We start from the raw sequence: 22,885 nt of genomic DNA, 5'->3' as shown, positions 1-22,885 counted from the left end.
GTTAGAACCGTCCTCACCACTCACGAGGCCCACTACCCGACGCGCCGCTTCACATGGTCCGGCACCGTCCACTCGCCCACGAGATCGGCCGACGGCTCCGGTTCCCCGAACACGGTCCGCACCGGCAGCACCCCCGCCCACGAGAGGTCGGCCGCGACGTCGTCCTCGGGATCGTCGGGGCCTGCGCCGCGCATCTTCACCGACGCCTCGGTGAGGTCCAGCTCCAGGACCGACACGGACGCGAACTCCTTCGCGTTGATGTCCCGCGCGTGTTCCCACGAACCGGGCGCGAGGTGGTCGGTCAGCACGTGGAGGCCGTGCATCTTCCGGTCGCGATCGGTGACCGCGGCCGCCTTGCCCAGGATCACCGCGCTGCGGTAGTTCATCGAGTGGTTGTTGACCGAGCGCGCGTAGACGATGCCGTCGAGCAGGGTCACCGTGACGCAGACCTCGACGCCGTCGGAGTCGCGCATACTCCTCGCTCCGGTCGATCCGTGCAGGTAGAGCGTGTTGCCGTCGCGGCCGTAGCCGGTCGGGATGACCAGCGGGACGCCGTCGCGCACGATGCCGAGATGGCAGATCAGGCCTTCGTCGAGCACCGCGTACAGCGCCGAGCGGTCGGTGAGCGCACGGTCCTTCTTGCGGCCGAGGGTGGTCCGGTCGGTGGGAGAGAGCGGGGTCGACATGCGACCAGTCTCACCCACGCGAGTGGCCTGTAATAATGTCCAATTCTCCTATACTTGAGAAGGCCACTTCCCTCCAGTGTGGAGTAACCCATGTCCGACACCGCTCTGCCGGTCAGCCTCGACCGCGATTCGGCCGTCCCGCTCGCGGTCCAGCTGGCCGACGCGTTGCGCGCGGCCGCGGGCGACGGGCATCTGCGCGGCGGGGACAGGCTTCCCTCGACCAGGGCGCTCGCGAGCCGTCTCGGCGTCAGCCGCACGGTGACGTCGGCCGCGTACGAGCAGCTCCACGCGGAGGGCTGGATCGCCGGCCGCCACGGCTCCGGCACGTACGTCACCACCACGCCGCCCGCGGACAGGCCGTCGAAGGGCCCAGCGCCCGGCTCTCCCGCCGCGCCGCCCACGCTGGTCGACCTCACCCCGGGCGTCCCGTGGGCCGACGGCGTCGAGAGGGCAGCTTGGCGCCGCGCGTGGCGGGCCGCCGCCGATCCGCGCCCGACCTACCGCGAGGACAGGGCCGGCCTGCCCGCGTACCGGGACGCCGTGTCCGAACATCTGCTGCGGCACCGCGGCCTCGCGGCCGGGACGGTGCTCGCGACCGGCGGGACGACGGCCGCGGTGATCGAACTCGCCGGCGCGATGCTCTCGCGCGGTGACCGTGTCGCGATCGAAGAGCCGGGTTATCAGCGGGCCGTGCAGGCGTTCCGCCGGGCGGGGATGGAGGTCGTGCCCGTCCCGGTCGACGAAGAGGGCCTGCGCCCGGACGCCGTTCCCGCCGACGTGCGCGCGGTGTACTGCTCGCCCGCGCACCAGTACCCGCTCGGCAGCCGGATGAGCGCGTCCCGCCGGGTCGACCTGGTCGAACTCGCCCGTGCCCAAGGCATGCTGGTGATCGAGGACGACTACGACGGCGAGCTGCGGTTCGACGTCGCCCCGCTGCCGCTGCTGGCCGCGCTCGCACCCGACGTCGTCGCGCATCTCGGGACCACGAGCAAGATCCTCACCCCGGCGCTCGGCGCGGGCTGGATGGTCGCGCCCGCCCCGGTCGCGGCCTCGGTGCTGGAGTACCGCGAGGCGACCGGAACGCGACCGTCGCCCGCGGGGCAGCGGGTGCTCGCCGAACTGGCGCGCCACGGCGATCTGGGCAGGCATCTGCGGAAGCTCCGGCGAGAACTGTCGGAGCGCCGGTCCCTCGTGTCGGCCGCGCTGACGTCGGCGGGGATCCCGGTGCTCGGCGACGACGCGGGCGCGCATCTGGTCGTCCCTTGTGGATCGGCGGACCAGGAAGCGGCACGGATGGCGGCGGCGGAACGCGCCGGGATCCGGCTCGACGGGCTGGCCCGGCATTTCGCCGGGACACCGACGGTGTTCGGGAACCTCATCGGCTACGCGGGCTGCTCGCGCGAGGCGCTCCACTCCGCGCTCGAACCGCTGATTCCCGTGCTCTGTTGACCTCCACCTTGCTGGAGGTCATAGCTTGCGATCATGCGTGAGATCAGAGTGTCCCGGTTCGGCGGTCCCGACGTCCTCGAGCAGGTCGAAGTCCCCACTCCCGAACCCGGTGCGGGGGAGCTCCGCGTCGCGGTGACGGCGGCCGGGGTCGGCTGGCTCGACGCCCTCATCCGGCGAGGCGACGGGCCCGACGTGTTCGCGGTCGAGCCACCGTACGTGCCCGGAGGCTCGGTGGCGGGCACCGTCGACGCGGTGGGTGCCGGAGTCGACGCGGCCTGGCTGGGCGAGCGGGTCCTCGCCCACGCGCCCGGTGGATACGGCGGGGGATACGCGGACACGGTCGTCGCGCTGCCGGACGACACCTTCGTGATTCCGGAGGGGCTGGACCCCCGGCACGCGGTGGCCCTGTTCGACGACGGCAGTACCGCGCTGGCGTTGCTGGAGAAGACCCCGGTCACCGCCGGGGAGCGAGTCCTGGTGGTGCCCGGCGTCGGCGGGCTCGGCAGCGTGCTGGTGCAGCTCGCCCGCGCCGCGGGCGCGACGGTCATCGCGGCGGTGCGCGGTGAGGAAAAAGCGGCGATCGCGCGGAAACTGGGCGCCGAGCCGGTCGACTACTCGGTGGCCGACTGGACGGGCGAGGTCCTCGCCCTTACCGGCGGCCACCGCCTGGACGTGGTCTTCGACGGCGTCGGAGGCGAGCTCGGCGCCGCCTCGATCGCGTTGCTGAAGAACGGCGGCCGGTTCTCCGGCTACGGCATGTCCAGCGGAGCGGAGACCGTGTTCGGCGACGCCGACCGCGCCCGGCTGTCCGTTGTGGACATGGCGCAGCTGGTCGGATTCTGGCCGGACAACCCGCGCCGGGTGCGGGAAGTGCTGCGGCAGGCGGCAGGCGGGAGGCTGACGCCGGTCATCGGCCGGACGTATCCGCTGGCGGAGGCGTCCGCCGCGCACTCGGACATCGAGGCGCGGCGGTACACCGGGAAGAGCCTGCTTCTGCCCTGATCGCTCAGAACCGCAGCGGCACCGCGGGGAGATTGGCGGCGATGACCTCGGAAACGGTCTGGAGCGGCCCGGTCCCCGCGGTGTCCGGCACGGTGAGCGCGGTGTAGACGGGGCGGTCCACCACGAACCACGTCGCGGTGCCCTCACCCTCGACCTGCAGCCACTGGACGCCGTTGATCGTCCGCAGCTGCGAGGTCCGGGTCAGCTCCGGCGGCTTCCCGAGACCGCACCGCAGGACCACCGGGTCGCCGGTGCCCCAGCCGATCGTCGCCTCGGGGGCGGGATCGGCCAGCGTCCGCCGGACCAGCGTGGCGCCGGACGACGTGAGCTCGTGGGGGAGCGCGCCGATGAGTTTCGCGCATTCGGGTGACCCCGACTGCGGCGCCGGGACCGGGACGAGCGGGAGCGGGCCGTCCGCGGCCGGGGCGTCGGATTCCGCGCCGCGGGTCAGCCCGAAGACGGCCACCCCCGCGACGAGCAGGATCGCCAGGCAGGCGGCCGCGATCAGCAGGGGTTTCGGGGGAGCGCCGGTGTCCGTGTCAGCCACCGGACCACTACACCACCTCTCAGAGATGCACCACCGGGCAGGTCAGCGTACGGGTGATGCCCTCCACGTTCTGCACCTTGGCGACCACGAGCTGGCCGAGCTGGTCGACGGTGTCGGCGGCGGCCTTGACGATGACGTCGTACGGGCCGGTGACATCCTCCGAACTGGTGACACCGGAGATGGTGGAGATCTCCGCGGCGACCGCGGCGGCCTTGCCGACCTCGGTCTGGATGAGGATGTATGCGTGGACCACGGCGCGCCCCTTCGTAAAAGTCGGCTCAAGGTAGGAACGTTGTAGCAACGTATCGCCAGCCCCGGGAAAAACCTAGGGCTTCCGACTATCGGTGATCGATATTTGTCCGGACAAGGGAAAGTGGAGGTGACGGGTGTCACCGAACGACGGCACGGTCGCCGGGACCGGTGAATTCCGGTTGATCGAAGCGGTGACGGCAGGCCGGAAACAGCCGGAGTCGACCCTGCTCGGACCGGGGGACGACGCGGCCGTCGTGGCCACCCCGGACGGCCGGACGGTGGCCTCCACCGACGTCCTCGTGCAGGGCGTCCACTTCCGGCTCGACTGGTCCAGTGCCGAGCAGGTGGGCCGCAAGGCGGTCGCGGTGAACCTCACCGACATCGCCGCGATGGGCGCCCGCCCGACGTCCGTCCTCATGGGATTCGCCTGCCCCTCGGACACTCCGACGGCACTCGTCGCCGAACTCACCCAGGGCATGTGGCTCGAGGCCGATCGCGCCGGGGTCGGCATCGTCGGCGGCGACATGGTGCGCGCCGACCAGATCGTGATCAGTGTCACCGCACTGGGTGACCTCGGCGGCCGGGAACCGGTGACGCGGTCCGGCGCGCGGCCCGGCGACGTCGTCGCGGTCTGCGGACGGCTCGGCTGGGCGGCCGCCGGTCTCGCCGTGCTCGGCCGGGGTTTCCGGTCACCGGTCAGCGTGGTGAACGCGCAGCGCTGCCCCGAACCGGACTACGAGGCGGGCATCCGCGCGGCCGACGGCGGCGCGACTTCGATGATCGACGTGTCCGACGGGCTCCTGTCCGACCTCGGCCACATCGCCGAGGCCTCCGGCGTGGGGATCGACGTGCGGACGGCGGATCTCGACGTGTCGAGCAGGCTGACCGAGGTCGGCACCGCGCTCGGCGCCGACCCGCTGAAATGGGTGCTCACCGGCGGCGAGGACCACGCGTTCGCGGCCACCTTCCCCTCGTTCGCCGAACTGCCGGAGGGCTGGACCGAGATCGGCGTGGTCACCATGCCGGATTCGGGGGTCACGGTGGACGGGAAGCGGTACGGCCACGACAGCGGCTGGCAGCACTGGCGTTAGGAGCGTGAAGCCCACCAGGTCGACTCGCCGGCCACGGTGAAACCGAGGGATTCGTACAGCGGCCTGCCCGCTTTGGACGCGGTGAGGGTCACCGGCTTTCCGGTCAGGGGCACGAGTGAACCGAGCATCACGGCTCGCCCGACGCCGCGAGAGCGGAAAGCCGGCGGCGTGCCGACCCAGTAATGGCTGCCGAAGCCGTCCTCGACGACGGTGACGCACGCGCCGGCGACCTCGCCGCCGAGCCGTGCCACGAACACGTCGACCCCCGGCTCCCGGAGCAGGGCCATGGGGAACATCTCCCCCTCGCGGTAGGGCTCGAACCGGTCGAGTTCGAAGCCCGCGATGACCGCGCGTTCGGCGGCTCGCAGGTCTTCCTCCCCGCGCACCCGGACCACCTCCATCGAGGGTTCGGCGACCGGGGAGGGAGGACGCAGCATGACGGGCATCCGCCAGCTGCGCATATCCCCGAGGTGGCTCAGATCCGTGGCACTGAAGGGATCCTCGGCGTCCACCGGGCCCGTCGCCCGCCGGGCCAGCTCCGTGATCTCCGCCACCTCGCCGTCGGTGAGGCCGGGTTCCTGGATCAGGACACGCAATCCCGCGCGCTCGTCACCGGCGACGGCGAGAAAACCGTTGCGGCGGATCACTTCGTGACCGCGGGACCGGCCGGTGGCCGCCCAGAAGGCGGCGGAGTTGCGGGCCTGGCGGAGCTGCGCCTCGGCGAGGCCTGCTTCGATCGACATGAGCTGAACCTAACGCTCGCTTCCCTCGCCGGAGGGCAGATCGCTAATCTCGCGCTCATGGACCTTCGTGTGCTGGCCTACGACCACCCCGACGCGGTGAAGTTGCTGGCCGAAGCCCAGCTCGAGCTGGCCGCCCGGTACGGCAGCGAAGACGAGACGCCCATGGACGCGGCGCAGTTCGCCGCGCCGAAGGGACTGTTCCTGGCCGCGTACCTCGACGACGTCCCGGTCGCGTGCGGTGCCTGGCGGGCGCACGACGGGCCGGATCCGCTGCTGCCCGGTGACGCCGAGATCAAGCGGATGTTCGTGATGGCCTCGGCGCGCGGCCGGGGCCTCGCGCGGGCGCTCCTCGCCGACCTGGAACGGACGGCCGCCGAGGCCGGACGGCTGCGCATGGTGCTGGAGACCGGGGACAAACAGCCGGAGGCCATCGCGCTGTACGAATCGGCGGGATACCGGGAGATACCGGGTTTCGGGTACTACAAGGACGAGCAGGGAAGCATCTGCTACGGCAAGTCGCTGGTCTAGGAGGACGTATGCCGATCTACGCACTGGGCGACCTCGAACCCTCGATCCACCCCGACGCCTACGTCCATCCCGACGCGACGGTGATCGGCGACGTCCGGATCGCGGCGTTCGCGTCGGTGTGGCCGCAGACCGTCCTGCGCGGCGACCACGGGTACATCGAGATCGGCGAGCGGTCCAACGTCCAGGACGGCTGCGTGCTGCACTGCACCCGCAAGGAGCCGACGATCATCGGGAAGTCCTCCGCCGTCGGGCATTCCGTGCACATCGAGGGCGCGCGGATCGGCGAGGGCTGCCTGATCGCCTCGGGATCGGTGGTGCTGAACGGAACCGTCGTCGAGGACGGCGGGATGGTCGGCGCGGGCGCGGTCCTCTCCTACGGGTCCTATGTGGACAGTGGGCACATCGCTCTCGGCGTGCCCGCGAAGACCCGGCCGAACACGTCGTTCGGGCCGGACATGATCAAACTCGTGGTGGACGGGTATGTCGAGCGTGCGGCTCGGTTCCGGGTCGAACTCCGGCGCCTCGACGGACGTGAGTAAGCTCGCACGCCGTGACCGCACGACCGCTGCAGGACATCGTCGAAGCAGGCTGGGCGCAGGCCCTCGAACCGGTGGCGCCGCAGGTCGCCGCGATGGGGGAATTCCTCCGCGCGGAGATCGCCGCGGGCCGGACCTATCTCCCGGCTGGTGAACACGTGCTGCGGGCGTTCCAGCAGCCGTTCCACGACGTGCGGGTGCTGATCGTCGGGCAGGACCCGTACCCGACGCCCGGGCACGCGGTCGGGCTGAGCTTCTCGGTGGCGCCGGACGTCCGGCCGATCCCGAAGAGCCTGATCAACATCTACAAGGAGTACTGCGAAGACCTCGGGCATCCCCTGCCGTCGAACGGCGACCTGACGCCGTGGGCCGACCAGGGGGTTCTGCTGCTCAACAGGTCGCTGACCGTGCAGCCCGGGAAGTCGAACTCGCATCAGGGCAAGGGCTGGGAAGCGGTCACCGAGCAGGCGATCAAGGCCCTCGCCGCGCGGGACGAGCCGATGGTGGCGATCCTGTGGGGCCGCAACGCGCGGAACCTGAAGCCGATGCTGGGGCAGGTGCCGTGCATCGAGTCGGCGCACCCGAGCCCGCTTTCGGCGCATGCCGGCTTCTTCGGGTCGCGGCCGTTCAGCCGGGCGAACCAGCTGCTGGAGCAGCAGGGCGCCGGTCCGGTGGACTGGAAGCTCCCTTAGGCCTTCACGCGCTCTGCCGCGACAGCAGTGACCGATGTGACTCCTGAGGCGACGTCGAAGTCCGTGAGGGCCTCCTTCACTACCTTGAGGGTAGGGAAGGAGGCCCTCACGACGTCATGACCTGAGCTTGGTCGCCCAAGTACATGAAGGCCCCCTTCCTGTACCTAGGCGCAAGGAAGGGGGCCTTCATGTACCTCGGGCGACGCCTCGCACGCGAAGCAGCCCTTCACGGACAACGTGCCACCGGACAACGAGCCGGCCCGGAGCACAAAAAATGGCGGGCGCTCCGAAGAGCACCCGCCATTCCCCAAAAACCCGGCTCAGCCGCGAACGACCTTGCCCGCCTTGATGCACGAGGTGCAGGCGTTCAGGCGCTTGCGCTGGGACAGACCGATCTTGGCGTGAACGGTCTGGATGTTCGGGTTCCACCGGCGGTTGGTACGCCGGTGGGAGTGCGAGACCGACTTGCCAAAGCCCGGTCCCTTGCCACAGACGTCGCACACGGCAGCCACGTCGAACTCCTCTGGATCTGGGACAAAGAATGATGCGCCCAGCATGCTGGGCAACTCGACCATAGTAACCAGTGGCTCAGAGCCCTCCGGCACCGGGTCGATACCCTCGCTGGAACAGGTAGGAGGTTACGGGGTGCGGGTGCTGGACGTGGCGGCGGTGTCGGCTTGGTCGGCGGCCTGTGCGCACAGCTTGGCGGTGCTGCGGCCGGCGATCGACGGCATCAACGTCTACCCGGTCGCCGACTCCGACACCGGCTCCAACCTGCTGTTCACCATGACGGCGGCCCGCGACGCGCTGGCCGAGGCCGAGCCCGCGACGACCGCCGAGGCGCTGGCGGCCTTCGCCAAGGGTGCGGTCGCCGCCGCCAAGGGCAACTCGGGCGTCATCATGTCGCAGGTCGTGCGGGGGATCGCCGAGTCGGCGGCCGTCAGGGAGCTCGACGGGCCGGGGCTCGCGGAGGCGCTCGGCCGCGCGGACCGGGCCGCCACGGGCGCGGTGAGCCGCCCGGTGGCCGGGACCATCCTGACCGTCCTCCACACCGTCGCCGCGGCCGTCCGCGACGCGACGGGCTCACTCGAAGAGGTGGCAGCCGAAGCGGCGAGCGTCGCCGCCGAAGCGCTCGAAGAGACCCCGAAGCAGCTGCCCGTCCTGGCGGTCGCCGGGGTGGTCGACGCGGGTGCCCGCGGCCTCGTCGCGGTCCTCGACGCGCTTGCCGGAGTGATCTCCGGCGGCATCACCGAGCCGGAGCATCCGCTCGAAGCGCATCACCGGCACACGATCGACGCGCCGACCGCGTGGGAGGTCATGTACCTGCTCGACGACGTCGACGAAGGCAGTCTCCCCGGGCTCCGCGAGACCCTCAGCGGCCTCGGTGACAGCGTCACGGTCGCCGGGGACGGCGCGGGCGCGTACGCCGTCCATGTCCATTGCGCGGATATCGGCGCGGCGCTGGAGGCCGGGATCGAGCTGGGCCGCCCCCGCAAGGTCCGCGTCGAGCCGCTGATCACGCCGACCCCGGTCGAGGTCGGCGGCGGGATCGACCGGTCGGTGGTCGCCGTGGTACACGGCGGGCAGCTGGCCGAACTCCTCCGTGCGGAGGGGGTCGCGGTGCTTTCCGTCCCGCAAGGGAGCGAGCCGACGGTCGAGGAGATGCTCGGCCTGATCAACGAGGCCGCCGGCCATCACGTCACCGTCCTTCCCGGCGGCCAGCGGCTGACCGCGGCGGCCGACGCGGCGGCCGGGCACGCGATGGCCGCGGATCGCGACGTCGTCGTCATCCCGTGCGTGTCACCCGTCCAGGTGCTCGCCGCGCTGGCGGTCCACGACAAGGACCGCCGCACCAACGACGACGTGGTCGCGATGGCAGAGGCGGCCGCCGCCACCAGGCGTGGCGAACTGCGGATCGCGCAGGAGGAGTCGCTAACCTGGGTGGGCCGGGCGCAGGCCGGTGACGTCGTCGGCCTCGTCGACGGCGAGGTCGTGCTGATCGAGCCCGCGCCCGCCTCGGAGACGAGCCTGGTCGCGGCGGCGGTCGGCGTACTGAACCGGATGCTGGCCCTCGGCGGCGAACTGGTCACCGTGCTGACCGGCGTGGACGCGCCGGTCCGGCTGCCCGGCGAGCTGGCCGATCAGCTCCGCCTGGAGCATCCCGAGGTCGAAGTGACGAGTTACGCCGGCGGTCAGTCCGACGCCGTGCTGCTGATGGGGGTGGAGTGACCGCATGACCAACCTGCGCGCGGACCTCAAACTGGTCGTGGGCGCGGCGACGGCGAAGGCGCTGGCCAAGGGCCTCAAGATCGAGACGGTCAGCGACCTCCTGCGCCACTATCCCCGCCGCTACGCCGAGCGCGGGCAGCTCACCGACATCGCCGGCCTCGAACTCGGCGAGCACGCCACCGTGATGGCGCGGATCGAGCGGGTCAACAAGCGCCGGATGAAGGCGCGCAGCGGCACCTTGCTCGAAATGGTGATCACCGACGGCAAACGCCGCCTGCAGTGCACCTTCTTCAACCAGGCCTGGCGTGAAAAGGAGCTCGTGCCCGGCAAGAACGGGCTGTTCGCGGGCAAGGTCACCGCCTTCCGCGACGTCCTGCAGCTGGCGAACCCGGAGTACGAGCTGTTCGACGCCGATCGCCAAGCCGAGGCGATGGACGATTTCCTCGCCGAGATCATCCCGGTGTACCCGGCGGCGCAGGGGATCCCCACCTGGGTGATCGCCAAGGCCGTCCGGCAGGTGCTGGACGTGCTGGAGGTCGACGAGGACCCGATGCCGATCGAGCTGCTCGCCCAGTACGGCCTGCCCAGCCTGGAAAGCGCGCTGCGCGGCATCCACCGCCCGTCGGGCTGGGACGCGCTGAACTCCGCGCGCCGAAGGCTCAAATGGGACGAAGCCATGGCGGTGCAGCTGATTTTCGCGCAGCGACGGCATTCCCTGGTCTCGCGGCCCGCGAAAGCGTGCCCGCACACCGAAGGCGGCATCCTCGACGCCTTCGACAAGCGGCTCCCGTTCGCGCTGACCTCGGGCCAGCGGGACATCGGCGAAGAGATCGCCCGCGATCTGTCCACCGAGCATCCGATGAACCGGCTGCTGCAGGGCGAGGTCGGTTCCGGCAAGACCGTGGTCGCGTTGCGCGCCATGCTGCAGGTCGTCGATTCCGGACGGCAGGCGGCGATGCTCGCGCCGACGGAGGTGCTCGCGGCGCAGCACGCCCGGTCGCTGCGCGAGATGCTCGGCGACCTCGGGCAGGCGGGCGAGCTCGGCGGCGCGGAGAACGCGACGCGAGTGACCCTGCTGACCGGTTCGATGGGCGCCAAGGAACGCAAGAAGGCGTTGCTGGAGACGGTCAGCGGCGAGGCCGGGATCATCGTCGGCACGCACGCGCTCATCCAGGACACGGTGTCCTTCGCGGACCTCGGCCTGGTCGTGGTCGACGAACAGCACCGCTTCGGCGTGGAGCAGCGGGACGCGCTGCGGTCCCGCGGCGCCGACGAGACCAGCCCGCACGTCCTCGTCATGACCGCGACGCCCATCCCGCGCACGGTCGCGATGACCGTCTACGGCGACCTGGAGATCTCCGCGCTGCGCGAGATGCCGGTCGGCCGGTCGCCGATCAAGACGTCGGTGGTGCCGGTCGCGGAGCGGCCCGCCTGGCTGGACAGGGCGTGGCAGCGGGTCCGCGAGGAATGCGGCAAGGGGCATCAGGCGTACATCGTCTGCCCGCGCATCGGCGACGAACCGGCTTCGGACAAGGGGGACAAGCGGCCCGCGCTCGCCGTCCTCGATGTGGCTCCCGAGCTGGCCGAAGGACCGTTGAAGGGGCTGAAGATCGGCGCCCTGCACGGCCGGATGCCCGCCGACGACAAGGACGCCGTGATGCAGGCGTTCTCCAAGGGCGACCTGGACGTGCTCGTCGCGACCACCGTGATCGAGGTCGGCGTGAACGTGCCGAACGCGACGGCGATGGTGATCATGGACGCCGACCGCTTCGGCATCAGCCAGCTGCACCAGCTGCGCGGCCGGGTCGGCCGGGGCAGCGTGCCGGGACTGTGCCTGCTGGTCACCGAAACCCTGGACGGGACGACCACCCGCGAGCGGCTCGCCGCCGTCGAGTCCACGACGGACGGTTTCGAACTGTCCAGAATGGACTTGGAACTGCGCCGCGAGGGCGACATCCTCGGGGCCGCGCAGTCGGGGAAGAAGTCGACCCTGAAACTGCTGTCGCTGCTGCGCGACGAGGACGTCATCGCCGAGGCGCGGGCCCGCGCGTTGGAAATCGTCGAGAAGGACCCGGCCTTGGGTAATTACTTGGGGCTGGCGCATATGATCGCCGACGTCGTCGACGAAGATCGTGTGGAGTACCTGGAAAAAAGCTGAGGTGAACAGCTCTGCCCGTTCGGACCTTGCCGCCGGACGGGTACAGGGGCTTTCCTCGTTCCGTACGGGCGAGGGAGGCCGGGATGACAGCAGCGGTGCGGATCCGGCTCGGTGAGGACGGGGCCGACGCGGAACGGGTCGACCGGCTCGCCGGGTACCTCCGAGGGGAACTGATCGAGCGCGGGGTCGCCGACGTCAAGGCGTTGCCCGCCGGCGAGGCGCCACCCGGCTCGCGGGGCTTCGACGTGGCGACGGCGGGCGGCCTGCTGGTCACGCTGGGGAAGTCCGCCGAAGGCCTGCGCTCGGTGGTGGCGGCCGTGCGGGAATGGCTGTCGCGCGGCGGACGGGTGAAACGCACGGTCCGGCTGGAGATCGACGGCGACGTGCTGGAGCTGTCCGAAGCGACGCTCACCGATCAGGACAAACTCGTCGATCTCTTCGTGCGCAGGCATTCGTCGTCATGACCGGCGAGCGGCGTGCCCTGATCATCGCCAACGGGGAGTACGACAACCCCGGGCTGAGCGCGCTGCGGTCCCCGGCCGCCGACGCCGAGGCGCTCGCCGACGTCCTCGCCGACCGGGCCGTCAGCGAGTTCGACGTCCAGGTGGTGCGCGACGAGACCGCGCACGTGATCGCGGGCCGGGTCGAGGATCTGTTCGCCGACAGTGCGCCGGACGACGTCCTGCTGGTGCATTTCTCTTGCCACGGCTTGAAAAGCGAGTCGGGGGAGCTGTTCTTCGCAGCACGCAACACCCGGCCGGAGCGGCTCGCGTCGACCGCCGTCCCCGCCGACTTCGTCCAGCGCTGTATGCGGATGAGCCGGTCGCGCAGCATCGTCCTCCTGCTGGACTGCTGTTACGGCGGCGCTTTCAGTCAAGGGGTCGCCGTGCGCGCCACCGGCGAGGCCAACGTGCTCGACGCGTTCCCCGGCGGGGGTTTCGGCGGCCGCGGCCGCGCGGTGATCACCGCGTCGAACTCCATCGAGTACGCCTTCGAGGGCGATCAGCTCGCCGACGACCACGTCCGGCCGTCGGTGTTCACCTCGGCACTGGTCGAGGGGCTGCGGACGGGCGACGCGGACCGCGACGAGGACGGCTGGATCGCGCTCGGCGAGCTCTACGACTACCTGTTCGACAGTGTCCGCGAGCGGAATCCGAACCAGACGCCCAGCCGCGACATCGAGATGCAGGGCGAGCTGTATCTGGCCAGGAGCAGGCGCCGCCGGATCAAACCGTCGCCCGTCCCGGCCGATCTGCGCGCGGCGAGCGAGGATCCCAACATGTTCACCCGCCTCGGCGCGGTGACCGAACTCCGGCGACGGCTGACGAGCGACAACCTGTCGGTCGCCATCGGCGCGTACGAAGTCCTCACCGCGATGGCGCAGACCGACATCCAGCACATCGCCGAGGCCGCCGACCGGGCGCGACGGGAAGCGCGGGTGCGGGCCGAATCCGAGGTGATCCGGTTCGGCGAGGTCGTCCGGGGATCGTGCCCGGTGGCCCGCGTCCGGCTGGCCGGGCCGCCGATCGCGCGGGCGTGCCACTTCGCCTCGTCGCATTCCTGGCTGCGGGTGACCGAAGACGGCGACGGTGCCGAGATCGCCCTGGAGCTGCCGGAACCCGGGGCGTTCGAAGGGCGGATCACGGTGACCGGGCCGACCGGCGAAGCGGTGGTGCGGGTCGAGGGCCAGGTCGTCGCGGAACCCGCGCCGGTTCCCCGGCCGCTCCCGGTGCCCACGCCCGAACCGGTCCCGGAACCCGTGCCGGCGGCGGCTCGCTCATCGAAGGCCGAGCCGTTCGCCGTCGCCGCGAGCCTGCTCGCGTTCGCGGCCGCGGTGTACCTGGTGCCCATCTCCTTCGCGCTCAGCCACAGCATGGAGGATTTCTTCGAAGACGGCGGCTGGACGGTCGTGCCGCTCGTCCTCTTCGCGACGGCGGCGGGGATCGCGATGCTCCTGCCGGACACGCGCCGGATGGTGGGGCCGGGGACGTTGTGCGGACTCGCGCTGCTGTCGGCGATCCCGGCCGGCCCGGCGCTGCTCGTCCTCACCTCCGGCTGCCTGCTCGCGGGGGCCGTCTGCGCGTTGATCGCGGTGCGGCGTGACCGGAGTTTCCGGCTCGGGCTGGGGAAACCGAGGGACGGATTCGCCATCGCGGCCCTTGTTGCCGGGGCCGGTTGTGCGGCCGGACTGGTGGCGGAGGCGATCGAACTGACCGGCTACTCGTCGAGCCGGGCCGACGAGGCGGCGATCCACGTCGTGGTCTCGGTGGTGCTCCTGGTCGGGACGCTGCTCGGGGTGTTGCTGCGGCCGGCGGCCTTCGGCGTCGCCTTCCTCGGCGGGGTGGCCGCGGGCGGCATCGTCATGGTGTGTGTGCTGTTCTACGCGATGCCGAGCAGTTCGAGCGTCACCGGCGCCGGCTGGGGGATCGCGCTGGGGGCGGTGCTCTCGCTGGCCGTCGTGACCGGTTTCGCCGCCCGGAAAGCGAAAGGCTGACGATGGCGACGATCCGCCTCGCGACCGTCGAGGACGCCTGGCCCATCGCGGAGGTGAACGTGCGGTCGTGGCAGTCGGCCTACCAGGGCCTGCTGCCCGAGCTCTACCTTCGCGATCTGTCCGTCGAGGAAAGGGCGGCCCGCTGGCAGCGGACCCTCGCCGATCCCGCCCACCGGGGCGACATCCTGGTCCTGGTCGAAGACGGATCGCTGCTCGGCTTCACCGCCGTCGACCGGATTCGCGGGGAACTGCGCGCGATCTACCTCGAACCGGCGCGCTGGGGTACCGGACTGGGCAGGCTGCTGCTCGATACCGCCGTCGCCGCGCTGCGGGAATCGGGCCACCGCGAGGCGACGCTCTGGGTGCTCGACACCAACGAACGCGCCCAGCGGTTCTACGCGGCCGGAGGATGGAGGCCGGACGGGGCGACCAAGACCGACACCATGCCCGGCGAGGACGTCCCGCTTTCCGAAGTGCGCTACCGGATCGACCTCGTCAGCGCTTGAACCAGGCGCTTTCCTCGGGTTTGTTGAGGGTGACGATGATGCCGACGGCGATGCCCATCCCGATCAGCTGCGTGATCGCCCCGCCGTTGACCAGGCTGATCAGACCCATGACCACGGCCAGCCCTTCCACCGCGATGACCGTCGGCCGCACCCAGGGCGAACCGTGGGAAATCCGTATCGCGCAAGCGATCAGCACGACGGCGACGACGAAACCGAGGATCGCCAGCGCCAGGGCGAGGCCGGCTTCCTCGTTGCCGTGGTCGAGTTCGTTGATCGCGAGCGCGGTCACGAGCGCGCTGACGAGGATGTTGAGGACCGCCTGTATCCACAGGAAGACGCGGACGAACTTGAGCTGGCGCGGCATCTCCCGCGGCCGGTTCCGGACTTCTTCGGTCATGACGGTCCCCTCTCGTGGCACGGAGAGACCAGTCTGGCGCGGAAAAGGCTTGGCGCTGACGGTAAAACTGTCCGCAGCTCGGGCTCGGCGGGCCCAGATGGTCGTGAGTGGTCGAATAGGCGGTGAGGCCCTCACGAACTATGCGATCGCCACCCGCGGCCCGGCTGCACCACCTGCCCCAGCCGAAGAAACTCGACCTTCACGTACTCAGGCGAGCGACGAGTCCGCAGGAGCCGGTCAAGAGATCCGCACGAAAGCGCCTTCCCGCGCCGCGACCGCGACGGCCCGTGCCGTGACCCGCGCGTCCGCGACCGTCACGCTTTCCCGCGACAGGAAGAGCCGGTAGAAGATCGGCCCGCACGTCGCTCGCACCAGCTCGTCGCCGTCCGTGCCCTCGGGGATCTCGCCCCGCGCGACGGCCCGTTCCGCGATCGGCGCCATGCGCACGTGCCGGTCGGCGTAGAAATCGTGCAGCGCCTCGGCCGCTTGCGGTGACTGGAACGCCGCCGACACCGACGCCGTCGGCAGCTCCTTCAGCGAGGGCTCGGTGAAGTACCGCACCACCTCGGCCGCGATCTCGTACAGATCGTCCTCCAGCGACCCGGTGTCGGGCGCCTTCCAGTCGTCCTCCGCGCCCATCTGCAGCGCGGCGGCGACGAGCCCGTCCGGTGACGACCAGCGCCGGTACACCGTGGTCTTGTGCACCCCGGACCGTTCGGCGACCGCGTCCACGGTCAGTTCGCCGAACCCGCGTTCGGCCAGCAGGTCGAGGGTGGCGTGCAGGACGGCCTGGCGCGTGCGCTCGGTCCGGCCGCCGGGCCGCTGGGTACCGGAGGTTGCCAATTGCTACTCCTGTTGCGTTAGTGTGGCCAGTATGTCAGACCCAGCGAAGATCGCCGAACTCATCGGGGACGCCAGGATCGTCGCCATCGGCGAGAACAACCACCACATCCACGAGTTCGGCGACCTGCGCAATCGTTTGCTCCGGCACCTCGTCGAGCAGCACGGCTTCCGGGTCGTGGCGTTCGAGTCCGGCTTCGCCGAGGGCGAGCTCGTCGAAGCCTGGCTGAAGGGTGCCGCTGGGGACGTCGACGGCATCGGTCGCGACGGCTTCACCTTCTCGCTCGGCGAGTCGCCCGAGGCGCACGAAATGCTGACGTGGCTCCGCGAACGGGGCGACGTCCGGTACTACGGCCTCGACGTGCCGAGTTCCGCGGGCTCGCCGGTGCCGTCGCTCGACGCCGTCCGCGCGTACCTGTCCACTGTGGACGAAAACGCCGTAGCCCTTGTCGACGCGGCGATCGAGGCCACCAAGGGGTACGCGTCGGTCAGCAGCGCGGAAGCGCCCGCCAAGTACGCCGCCCTCGACACCGCCGCCAAGGACAAGGCGACCGCGGCGCTCACCCGGCTCAAGACGCATCTCACGTCGCTGCGTCCCGTCTACGGGGACACCGCCGTCGCGGAGCACCACGTCGAAGGCGCACTGCGCGTCGACGCGTACCTCGCCGAAGTCGCCGCGATGATGTCCGGCGACGCGCCCGCCCTGCAGAGCGGTTCGCGCGACGCGTACATGGCCGACACCGTCCGGCTGATCCGGCGGCTGCACGGCGACGACACGAAGATCGTCGTGATGCTCCACAACGGACACCTCCAGCGCGTGCCGTTCTCGCCGTTCCCCGGCCTCACCTCGCCGTCGGCGGGTACGCATCTGGCCGCCGAATTCGGCGAAGACTACTTCGCGCTCGGGCTCACCGCGGTCGAGGGCGAGACCACCGGGCTCCGGCCCGATCCCGAAGCACGACTCGGTTTCACCGTGTACCGCCAGGAACTCGAAGCACCCGAGGACGGCAGCGTCGAAGCCGAGGGCCCCGGGCTGGTCGATCTCCGCGCACGCCGCGGAACCGCGGGACCCCGCAGCATCCGGCACGCGCACCTGTTCAACCCCGTCGACGTCGTGGCGGCGTTCGACGCGCTGGTCTGCTTCCCGAAGTCGACGGTCAGCGCCCACATCGGCCAAGACCAGTCGAACGGGTGACACTCCGGGGTTGCCGCCCCGGGGCACAGGCGTAGAGCCAAGGCATGATCATTCGACTGGTACGGATCATGGCCGCGCTGGCGCTCCTCGTGCTGGTGGCGCAGCCCGCCTCCGCGACGGAAGTCCAGCAGAACCCGCCGAACTGGGGGCTGGACCGGATCGACCAGCGAACGGGCCTCGATCAGCTCTACCACTACGAGACCGACGCCAAGGACGTCACGGTCTACGTGATCGACAGCGGGGTCGACGCGGCGCATCCGGACTTCGGCGGCCGCGTCAAACCCGGTAAGGACTTCCTGAACGGCGGCACGGACACCTCCGACACCAACGGTCACGGCACGTACCTGGCCGGTGTCGCCGCGTCGAGGACCTTCGGCGTCGCGAAGGCCGCGCAGATCGTCCCGGTCCGGGTGATCGACGCACAGGGCGGCGGCGCGACGGACAAGATCATCGCGGGTATCGACTGGGTGACGCAGAACGCACAGCAGCCCGCCGTCGCCGTCCTCGGCATCGGCGGCACGGCCAACGACCAGCTCGACGCCGCCGTCCGGGCGCTCGCGGCGGTCGTCCCGATCGCCCTCCCGGCGGGCGGAGAGGCCACCGACGCGGGGAAGTTCTCACCCGGCCGGGTCACCGAAGCGCTCACCGTCGGGTCGACCGACGCGAGTGACCAGGTCGGGTCGACGTCGAACTACGGCGAGGTCGTCGACCTGTTCGCGCCCGGCGTCGACGTGCCGGGACCCAACGCCGGCGGGAGCGGCGGCCGCGTGCTCAGCGGGACGTCGTCGGCCGCCGCGCACGTCGCCGGGGTGGCCGCGCTGTACCGGGCCCTGCACCCGGAGGCGCCGGCGCCGGACGTCGCGAAAGCGCTCGTCGACCTCGCTTCGGTCGACGTGCTGACCGGGGTCCACGAGGGCACCGCGAACAGGTTGCTCCAGAGCCCCGGGGTGCAACCCGGCCAGGGATGATGTCCATCACCTGGGCAACAACTCCCGCCCTGCGGGACCGAGCAGGTAACGTGCCTCACCTACCGATCCGATGATGGGAAGGACCGGCATGTTCCGCAAGGTACTGGTCGCCAACCGGGGTGAGATCGCCATCCGCGCGTTCCGCGCCGGATTCGAGCTCGGCGCGGGCACGGTGGCTGTGTTCCCGCACGAAGACCGCAATTCGCTCCACCGGCTGAAGGCCGACGAGGCCTACGAGATCGGCGAACCCGGTCACCCGGTGCGGGCCTATCTGTCGGTCGAGGAAATCGTGGCGGCCGCCAAGAAGGCGGGCGCCGACGCCGTTTACCCCGGCTACGGCTTCCTCTCCGAGAACCCGGACCTCGCGCGCGCGTGCGAGGACGAAGGAATCACCTTCGTCGGACCGAGCGCGGACATCCTCGAGCTGACCGGCAACAAGGCCCGCGCGGTCAAGGCCGCCCGCGAGGCAGGCGTGCCGGTGCTGGGTTCTTCCGAGCCGTCGTCCGACGTCGACGCGCTGATCGCCGCCGCCGAGGAGATCGGCTTCCCGGTGTTCGTCAAGGCCGTCGCCGGTGGTGGCGGACGCGGTATGCGCCGCGTCCAGGACCCGGCGCAGCTGCGCGAGTCCATCGAGGCCGCCGCGCGCGAGGCCGAGTCGGCCTTCGGCGACCCGACGGTGTTCATCGAGAAGGCCGTCGTCGAGCCGCGCCACATCGAGGTCCAGATCCTCGCCGACGGCGCGGGCAACGTGATCCACCTCTACGAGCGCGACTGCTCGGTCCAGCGGCGGCACCAGAAGGTCGTCGAGCTGGCCCCGGCGCCGAACCTGCCGCCGGAACTGCGCGACCGGATCTGCGCCGACGCGGTGAAGTTCGCCCGCCAGATCGGCTACCGCAACGCCGGCACCGTCGAGTTCCTGCTCGACCGGGACGGCAACCACGTCTTCATCGAGATGAACCCGCGCATCCAGGTCGAGCACACGGTGACCGAGGAGGTCACCGACGTCGACCTCGTCCAGTCGCAGCTGCGCATCGCCTCCGGTGAGACGCTCGACGATCTCGGCCTGTCGCAGGACAGGGTGTACCTGCGCGGCGCCGCGCTGCAGTGCCGCATCACCACCGAGGATCCCGCGAACGGCTTCCGCCCGGACACCGGGATGATCAGCGCGTACCGCTCGCCCGGTGGTTCCGGTATCCGCCTCGACGGCGGGACCGCGTTCTCCGGCACCGAGATCAGCGCGCATTTCGACTCGCTGCTGGTGAAGCTCACCTGCCGTGGCCGCGACTTCAAGACCGCCGTCGGCCGCGCCCGCCGCGCGGTCGCCGAGTTCCGGATCCGCGGCGTGGCCACGAACATCCCGTTCCTGCAGGCCGTCCTCGACGACCCGGACTTCCGCGAAGGCCGCGTCACGACGTCGTTCATCGAGGAGCGCCCGCATCTGCTCACCGCGCGCCATTCGGCCGACCGCGGGACCAGGCTGCTGACCTACCTCGCCGACAAGACGGTCAACAAACCGCACGGCGAGCGTCCGCGCACCCTCGATCCGCAGGTCAAACTGCCGAAGCTGCCCAAGGGCCTCGAACCGGCGCCCGGCTCGAAGCAGAAGCTGACCGAGCTGGGCCCGGAGGGTTTCGCCCGCTGGCTGCGGGAGTCGCCGACCATCGGCGTCACCGACACCACCTTCCGCGACGCGCACCAGTCGCTGCTCGCGACCCGTGTGCGGACGAAGGACCTGCTCGCCGTCGCGCCGATCGTCGCGCGGACCACGCCGCAGCTGCTCTCGCTGGAGTGCTGGGGCGGCGCGACCTACGACGTCGCCCTTCGCTTCCTGGCGGAAGACCCGTGGGAGCGGCTGGCGAAGCTGCGGGAAGCGGTGCCGAACATCTGCCTGCAGATGCTGCTGCGCGGCCGCAACACCGTCGGCTACACGCCGTACCCCACCGAGGTGACCCACGCCTTCGTCGAGGAGGCGACGGCGACCGGGATCGACATCTTCCGGATCTTCGACGCGCTCAACGACGTCGAGCAGATGCGCCCGGCGATCGAAGCCGTCCGCGAGACCGGATCGGCCGTCGCCGAGGTGGCGCTCTGCTACACCTCGGATCTGTCGGATCCGGCCGAAAAGCTGTACACGCTGGACTACTACCTCAAGCTGGCGGAGCAGATCGTCGGCGCGGGGCGCACGTCCTGGCCATCAAGGACATGGCGGGCCTGCTGCGGGCGCCGGCGGCGGCACGGCTGGTTTCCGCGCTGCGCAAGGAATTCGACCTTCCGGTGCACATCCACACGCACGACACCGCCGGTGGCCAGCTGGCGACGTACCTCGCCGCGATCCAGGCCGGGGCGGACGCCGTCGACGGTGCCGTCGCGTCCATGGCGGGTACGACGTCGCAGCCGTCGCTGTCCGCGCTCGTCGCGGCGACGGATCACTCGGGCCGTCCGACCGGGCTGGACCTGCAGGCCATCGGCGACCTGGAGCCGTACTGGGAGAGCGTGCGCAAGATCTACGCGCCGTTCGAGGCGGGGCTCTCGTCGCCGACCGGGCGCGTGTACCACCACGAGATCCCGGGCGGGCAGCTGTCGAACCTGCGCACGCAGGCGATCTCGCTCGGCCTCGGCGAGCGGTTCGAGGACATCGAGGCGATGTACGCGGCCGCGGACAAGATCCTCGGGCATCTGGTCAAGGTCACGCCTTCGTCCAAAGTGGTCGGTGACCTCGCGCTGCACCTCGTCGGCGCGGGCGTCTCGCCGTCCGATTTCGAGGCGGAGCCGAACAAGTTCGACATCCCCGACTCGGTGATCGGCTTCCTGCGCGGCGAACTGGGCGACCCGCCCGGCGGCTGGCCGGAGCCGTTCCGCACCAAGGCCCTCGAAGGCCGCGCTCAGCCGAAGCCGGTGCAGGAACTGTCCGAAGAGGACCACAAGGGGCTGGCCGAGAACCGGCGTGCGACGCTGAACCGGCTGCTGTTCCCTGGGCCCACGAAGGACTTCGAGGCGCACCGTGAGCAGTACGGTGACACCTCCGTCCTGCCGTCCAAGGACTTCTTCTACGGCCTGCGGCCGGGCGAGGAGTACTCGGTCGACCTGGAACAGGGTGTCCGGCTGCTGATCGAGCTGGAGGCCATCGGCGAGGCCGACGAACGCGGCCTGCGCACGGTGATGTCCACGCTCAACGGCCAGCTGCGCCCGATCCAGGTGCGCGACACGTCGATCGCGTCGGACATCCCGGCGACGGAGAAGGCCGACAAGGGCGACCCGAAGCAGATCGCCGCGCCGTTCGCGGGCGTGGTCACGCTGCAGGTGTCCGAGGGCGACGAGGTCGAGGCCGGTGCCACGGTCGCGACCATCGAAGCGATGAAGATGGAGGCATCGATCACCGCTTCCACCGGCGGCAAGGTGTCGCGGCGCGCGATCAACGCCGTCCAGCAGGTGGAAGGCGGGGACCTGCTGCTCGTCCTGGAGTAGCCGTGGGCTGAAAGGGCCCTTCACCGCATGCCACGCGGTGAAGGGCCCTTTCGTCACGTCTGATGCGGGGAAAGTCCCCTTCAGCCACTAGCCTGGACCGGGTGCTGATCAACGCCGTACCCCAGTTCCAAGGCGCACTGACCGAGCGCGCGCCGGAGTTGCCCGAAGGCTGCGTCGCGCTCGCCGAGCTCGCGGGCCACGTGCTGGGCGTGCCGGTGCACCACATCCGGCAGACGCGCGAGACCTCACCCGTGGTCGACGGCATCGCCAACCGCGCGGTGCTCACGGGCGCGAACCGGGCCGCGCAGCTCGCCGCGCTGGAGGCGCCCGGCGGGCCGGTGCTCACCATCGGCGGGGACTGCGGCGTCGAGCTGATCCCGATCGGGGTCGCGCGCTACCGCTTCGGGCCGGGGCTCGGCGTCGCCTGGTTCGACGCGCATTCCGACCTCAACACCGCGGAGACGTCGCCGTCGGGTGCGTTCCACGGCATGGTGCTGCGGTCGCTGCTCGGCGAGGGCGACCCGGAGTTCGCCGCGAATCCGCCGGTCGAGCCGGGGCGCGTCGTTCTCGCCGGGACGAGGGCCTTCGATGACGCCGAGCGTGCCGTGGTCGATCGCGGGCTCGTCGTCGAGACGCCCGACATCGCCGCCGGGCTGGCCGGTGCGGACAAGGTCTACGTCCATCTCGATCTCGACGTGCTCGACCCGGCGGAGTTCGACGGGCTGAACTATCCGGAGCCCGGTGGCTTGACGATCGAACGTCTGGTGGCGATGCTTCGCGGGCTGAGCGGTTTCGAGGTCGTCGGCGCCGGGATCACCGAATGCGCCGGCACCGAGGTCCGCGTGCTGGCCCCCGTGCTCGAAGTACTCGGTGAATTGCTCACCGGAAAGTAGTGACGCAGCGTCACGGTCGTATCCACTTCGGCCGTTCGTACGTACCTCGCGAGGCGTTTGCCGGGCACTTGTCATCAAAATTCAGGACCGACCCGTGATTTTGTCACGATGGTGACAAGAAATCGGTTTCTTCTGCGAAAGGTGACACATTCACGGGCGACTTCACGATGTGTTCGTTGTCACCCCACGACGATTGTGGGCGGTCGGGACGCTG

At 70.6% G+C, this 22,885-nt stretch carries 21 protein-coding genes and 1 pseudogene; 15 read left to right on the top strand and 7 right to left on the bottom strand.

Annotated elements, in window-relative coordinates:
• Positions 1 to 32: 32 nt before the first annotated feature.
• Positions 33 to 686, bottom strand: a complete 654-nt coding sequence (locus MJQ72_RS29995) for a pyridoxamine 5'-phosphate oxidase family protein (RefSeq protein WP_240594414.1) — start codon at positions 684 to 686, stop codon at positions 33 to 35.
• A gap of 90 nt (positions 687 to 776) precedes the next feature.
• Here MJQ72_RS29995 and MJQ72_RS29990 point away from each other — a divergent pair, with 90 nt between their 5' ends.
• Together MJQ72_RS29990 and MJQ72_RS29985 are read left to right on the top strand one after the other, a co-directional pair.
• Positions 777 to 2,135, top strand: coding sequence for a PLP-dependent aminotransferase family protein (locus tag MJQ72_RS29990; RefSeq protein WP_240594413.1), 1,359 nt, complete (start codon positions 777 to 779; stop codon positions 2,133 to 2,135).
• Between the two features lie 33 nt (positions 2,136 to 2,168).
• Positions 2,169 to 3,137: a zinc-binding dehydrogenase gene (locus tag MJQ72_RS29985; protein WP_240594412.1), complete on the top strand. Its 969-nt coding sequence runs from the start codon at positions 2,169 to 2,171 to the stop codon at positions 3,135 to 3,137.
• A gap of 4 nt (positions 3,138 to 3,141) precedes the next feature.
• Here MJQ72_RS29985 and MJQ72_RS29980 read toward each other — a convergent pair whose 3' ends face one another.
• Both MJQ72_RS29980 and MJQ72_RS29975 read right to left on the bottom strand, forming a co-directional pair.
• Positions 3,142 to 3,684 carry a DUF3515 domain-containing protein gene (locus MJQ72_RS29980; protein WP_240594411.1) on the bottom strand — a complete coding sequence of 181 codons (543 nt, stop codon included), beginning with the start codon at positions 3,682 to 3,684 and terminating at the stop codon, positions 3,142 to 3,144.
• Between the two features lie 19 nt (positions 3,685 to 3,703).
• Positions 3,704 to 3,937: an Lrp/AsnC ligand binding domain-containing protein gene (locus MJQ72_RS29975; RefSeq protein WP_005160289.1), complete on the bottom strand. Its 234-nt coding sequence runs from the start codon at positions 3,935 to 3,937 to the stop codon at positions 3,704 to 3,706.
• Between the two features lie 133 nt (positions 3,938 to 4,070).
• On the opposite strand from MJQ72_RS29975, the gene MJQ72_RS29970 reads away from it, so the two are divergent.
• The gene (locus MJQ72_RS29970; protein WP_240594410.1) at positions 4,071 to 5,027 is read left to right on the top strand and encodes a thiamine-phosphate kinase; all 957 of its coding nucleotides are present in this window, start codon (positions 4,071 to 4,073) and stop codon (positions 5,025 to 5,027) included.
• Here MJQ72_RS29970 and MJQ72_RS29965 read toward each other — a convergent pair.
• Complete coding sequence (locus MJQ72_RS29965; protein ID WP_240594409.1) at positions 5,024 to 5,770, bottom strand: GNAT family N-acetyltransferase; 747 nt, start codon at positions 5,768 to 5,770, stop codon at positions 5,024 to 5,026. The two genes, MJQ72_RS29970 and MJQ72_RS29965, sit on opposite strands and share 4 nt — an antisense overlap.
• Before the next feature lie 57 nt (positions 5,771 to 5,827).
• Between MJQ72_RS29965 and MJQ72_RS29960 the strand changes: the two genes are divergently transcribed.
• The 3 genes from MJQ72_RS29960 to MJQ72_RS29950 are packed head-to-tail and all read left to right on the top strand — an operon-like array spanning position 5,828 to position 7,526.
• Positions 5,828 to 6,298 (top strand): GNAT family N-acetyltransferase, encoded by a 471-nt coding sequence (locus tag MJQ72_RS29960; protein WP_240594408.1) that lies wholly within the window; start codon positions 5,828 to 5,830, stop codon positions 6,296 to 6,298.
• Between the two features lie 8 nt (positions 6,299 to 6,306).
• Positions 6,307 to 6,837 (top strand): gamma carbonic anhydrase family protein, encoded by a 531-nt coding sequence (locus MJQ72_RS29955; protein WP_037342086.1) that lies wholly within the window; start codon positions 6,307 to 6,309, stop codon positions 6,835 to 6,837.
• Positions 6,838 to 6,848: 11 nt separating this feature from the next.
• Positions 6,849 to 7,526: a uracil-DNA glycosylase gene (locus MJQ72_RS29950; RefSeq protein ID WP_125673366.1), complete on the top strand. Its 678-nt coding sequence runs from the start codon at positions 6,849 to 6,851 to the stop codon at positions 7,524 to 7,526.
• A 320-nt stretch (positions 7,527 to 7,846) separates the two neighbouring features.
• On the opposite strand, the gene rpmB is transcribed toward MJQ72_RS29950, so the two are convergent.
• On the bottom strand, positions 7,847 to 8,038 hold the full coding sequence (rpmB, locus tag MJQ72_RS29945) for a 50S ribosomal protein L28 (protein ID WP_007031450.1): 192 nt from the start codon (positions 8,036 to 8,038) through the stop codon (positions 7,847 to 7,849).
• 133 nt (positions 8,039 to 8,171) lie between these two features.
• Here rpmB and MJQ72_RS29940 point away from each other — a divergent pair, with 133 nt between their 5' ends.
• The 5 genes from MJQ72_RS29940 to MJQ72_RS29920 all read left to right on the top strand — a co-directional run bounded on the left by MJQ72_RS29940 (position 8,172) and on the right by MJQ72_RS29920 (position 14,913).
• On the top strand, positions 8,172 to 9,755 hold the full coding sequence (locus MJQ72_RS29940; RefSeq protein ID WP_240594407.1) for a DAK2 domain-containing protein: 1,584 nt from the start codon (positions 8,172 to 8,174) through the stop codon (positions 9,753 to 9,755).
• A gap of 4 nt (positions 9,756 to 9,759) precedes the next feature.
• Entirely contained in the window at positions 9,760 to 11,913 is a 2,154-nt protein-coding gene (gene recG, locus MJQ72_RS29935) for an ATP-dependent DNA helicase RecG (RefSeq protein ID WP_240594406.1), read from the top strand.
• Positions 11,914 to 11,996: 83 nt separating this feature from the next.
• Complete coding sequence (locus MJQ72_RS29930; RefSeq protein ID WP_240594405.1) at positions 11,997 to 12,377, top strand: hypothetical protein; 381 nt, start codon at positions 11,997 to 11,999, stop codon at positions 12,375 to 12,377.
• Positions 12,374 to 14,407, top strand: a complete 2,034-nt coding sequence (locus MJQ72_RS29925; RefSeq protein WP_240594404.1) for a caspase family protein — start codon at positions 12,374 to 12,376, stop codon at positions 14,405 to 14,407. Before MJQ72_RS29930 ends, MJQ72_RS29925 begins: the two co-directional genes overlap by 4 nt.
• A 2-nt stretch (positions 14,408 to 14,409) precedes the next feature.
• Positions 14,410 to 14,913, top strand: a complete 504-nt coding sequence (locus tag MJQ72_RS29920; protein ID WP_240594403.1) for a GNAT family N-acetyltransferase — start codon at positions 14,410 to 14,412, stop codon at positions 14,911 to 14,913.
• Here the strand turns inward: MJQ72_RS29920 and MJQ72_RS29915 are convergent.
• Together MJQ72_RS29915 and MJQ72_RS29910 are read right to left on the bottom strand one after the other, a co-directional pair.
• Positions 14,903 to 15,310 carry a hypothetical protein gene (locus MJQ72_RS29915; RefSeq protein ID WP_240594402.1) on the bottom strand — a complete coding sequence of 136 codons (408 nt, stop codon included), beginning with the start codon at positions 15,308 to 15,310 and terminating at the stop codon, positions 14,903 to 14,905. The two genes, MJQ72_RS29920 and MJQ72_RS29915, sit on opposite strands and share 11 nt — an antisense overlap.
• A 237-nt stretch (positions 15,311 to 15,547) precedes the next feature.
• The gene (locus tag MJQ72_RS29910; protein WP_240594401.1) at positions 15,548 to 16,153 is read right to left on the bottom strand and encodes a TetR/AcrR family transcriptional regulator; all 606 of its coding nucleotides are present in this window, start codon (positions 16,151 to 16,153) and stop codon (positions 15,548 to 15,550) included.
• 31 nt (positions 16,154 to 16,184) lie between these two features.
• On the opposite strand from MJQ72_RS29910, the gene MJQ72_RS29905 reads away from it, so the two are divergent.
• The 4 genes and pseudogenes from MJQ72_RS29905 (at position 16,185) to MJQ72_RS29890 (ending at position 22,671) form a co-directional block, all read left to right on the top strand.
• Positions 16,185 to 17,345, top strand: coding sequence for an erythromycin esterase family protein (locus tag MJQ72_RS29905; RefSeq protein ID WP_240594400.1), 1,161 nt, complete (start codon positions 16,185 to 16,187; stop codon positions 17,343 to 17,345).
• A gap of 68 nt (positions 17,346 to 17,413) precedes the next feature.
• A complete protein-coding gene (locus MJQ72_RS29900) occupies positions 17,414 to 18,313 on the top strand; it encodes a S8 family peptidase (RefSeq protein WP_396427013.1) in 900 nt (299 codons plus the stop codon).
• Between the two features lie 88 nt (positions 18,314 to 18,401).
• Positions 18,402 to 21,778: pseudogene (locus MJQ72_RS29895) on the top strand (pyruvate carboxylase).
• Between the two features lie 101 nt (positions 21,779 to 21,879).
• The gene (locus tag MJQ72_RS29890) at positions 21,880 to 22,671 is read left to right on the top strand and encodes an arginase family protein (RefSeq protein ID WP_240594398.1); all 792 of its coding nucleotides are present in this window, start codon (positions 21,880 to 21,882) and stop codon (positions 22,669 to 22,671) included.
• Positions 22,672 to 22,885 lie beyond the last annotated feature (214 nt).

Source organism: Amycolatopsis sp. EV170708-02-1 (assembly GCF_022479115.1).
GTDB lineage: Bacteria > Actinomycetota > Actinomycetes > Mycobacteriales > Pseudonocardiaceae > Amycolatopsis.
The sequence above is the reverse complement of the archived record's forward strand: the minus strand, read 5'-3'. Positions and strand labels throughout refer to the sequence as shown.

Coding starts and splice junctions, on each gene's coding strand:
- MJQ72_RS29995 (WP_240594414.1), bottom strand. CDS start 686: ATGTCGACCCCGCTCTCTCCCACCGACCGGACCACCCTCGGCCGCAAG.
- MJQ72_RS29990 (WP_240594413.1), top strand. CDS start 777: ATGTCCGACACCGCTCTGCCGGTCAGCCTCGACCGCGATTCGGCCGTC.
- MJQ72_RS29985 (WP_240594412.1), top strand. CDS start 2,169: ATGCGTGAGATCAGAGTGTCCCGGTTCGGCGGTCCCGACGTCCTCGAG.
- MJQ72_RS29965 (WP_240594409.1), bottom strand. CDS start 5,770: ATGTCGATCGAAGCAGGCCTCGCCGAGGCGCAGCTCCGCCAGGCCCGC.
- MJQ72_RS29960 (WP_240594408.1), top strand. CDS start 5,828: ATGGACCTTCGTGTGCTGGCCTACGACCACCCCGACGCGGTGAAGTTG.
- MJQ72_RS29955 (WP_037342086.1), top strand. CDS start 6,307: ATGCCGATCTACGCACTGGGCGACCTCGAACCCTCGATCCACCCCGAC.
- recG (WP_240594406.1), top strand. CDS start 9,760: ATGACCAACCTGCGCGCGGACCTCAAACTGGTCGTGGGCGCGGCGACG.
- MJQ72_RS29930 (WP_240594405.1), top strand. CDS start 11,997: ATGACAGCAGCGGTGCGGATCCGGCTCGGTGAGGACGGGGCCGACGCG.
- MJQ72_RS29925 (WP_240594404.1), top strand. CDS start 12,374: ATGACCGGCGAGCGGCGTGCCCTGATCATCGCCAACGGGGAGTACGAC.
- MJQ72_RS29920 (WP_240594403.1), top strand. CDS start 14,410: ATGGCGACGATCCGCCTCGCGACCGTCGAGGACGCCTGGCCCATCGCG.
- MJQ72_RS29915 (WP_240594402.1), bottom strand. CDS start 15,310: ATGACCGAAGAAGTCCGGAACCGGCCGCGGGAGATGCCGCGCCAGCTC.
- MJQ72_RS29905 (WP_240594400.1), top strand. CDS start 16,185: ATGTCAGACCCAGCGAAGATCGCCGAACTCATCGGGGACGCCAGGATC.
- MJQ72_RS29900 (WP_396427013.1), top strand. CDS start 17,414: ATGGCCGCGCTGGCGCTCCTCGTGCTGGTGGCGCAGCCCGCCTCCGCG.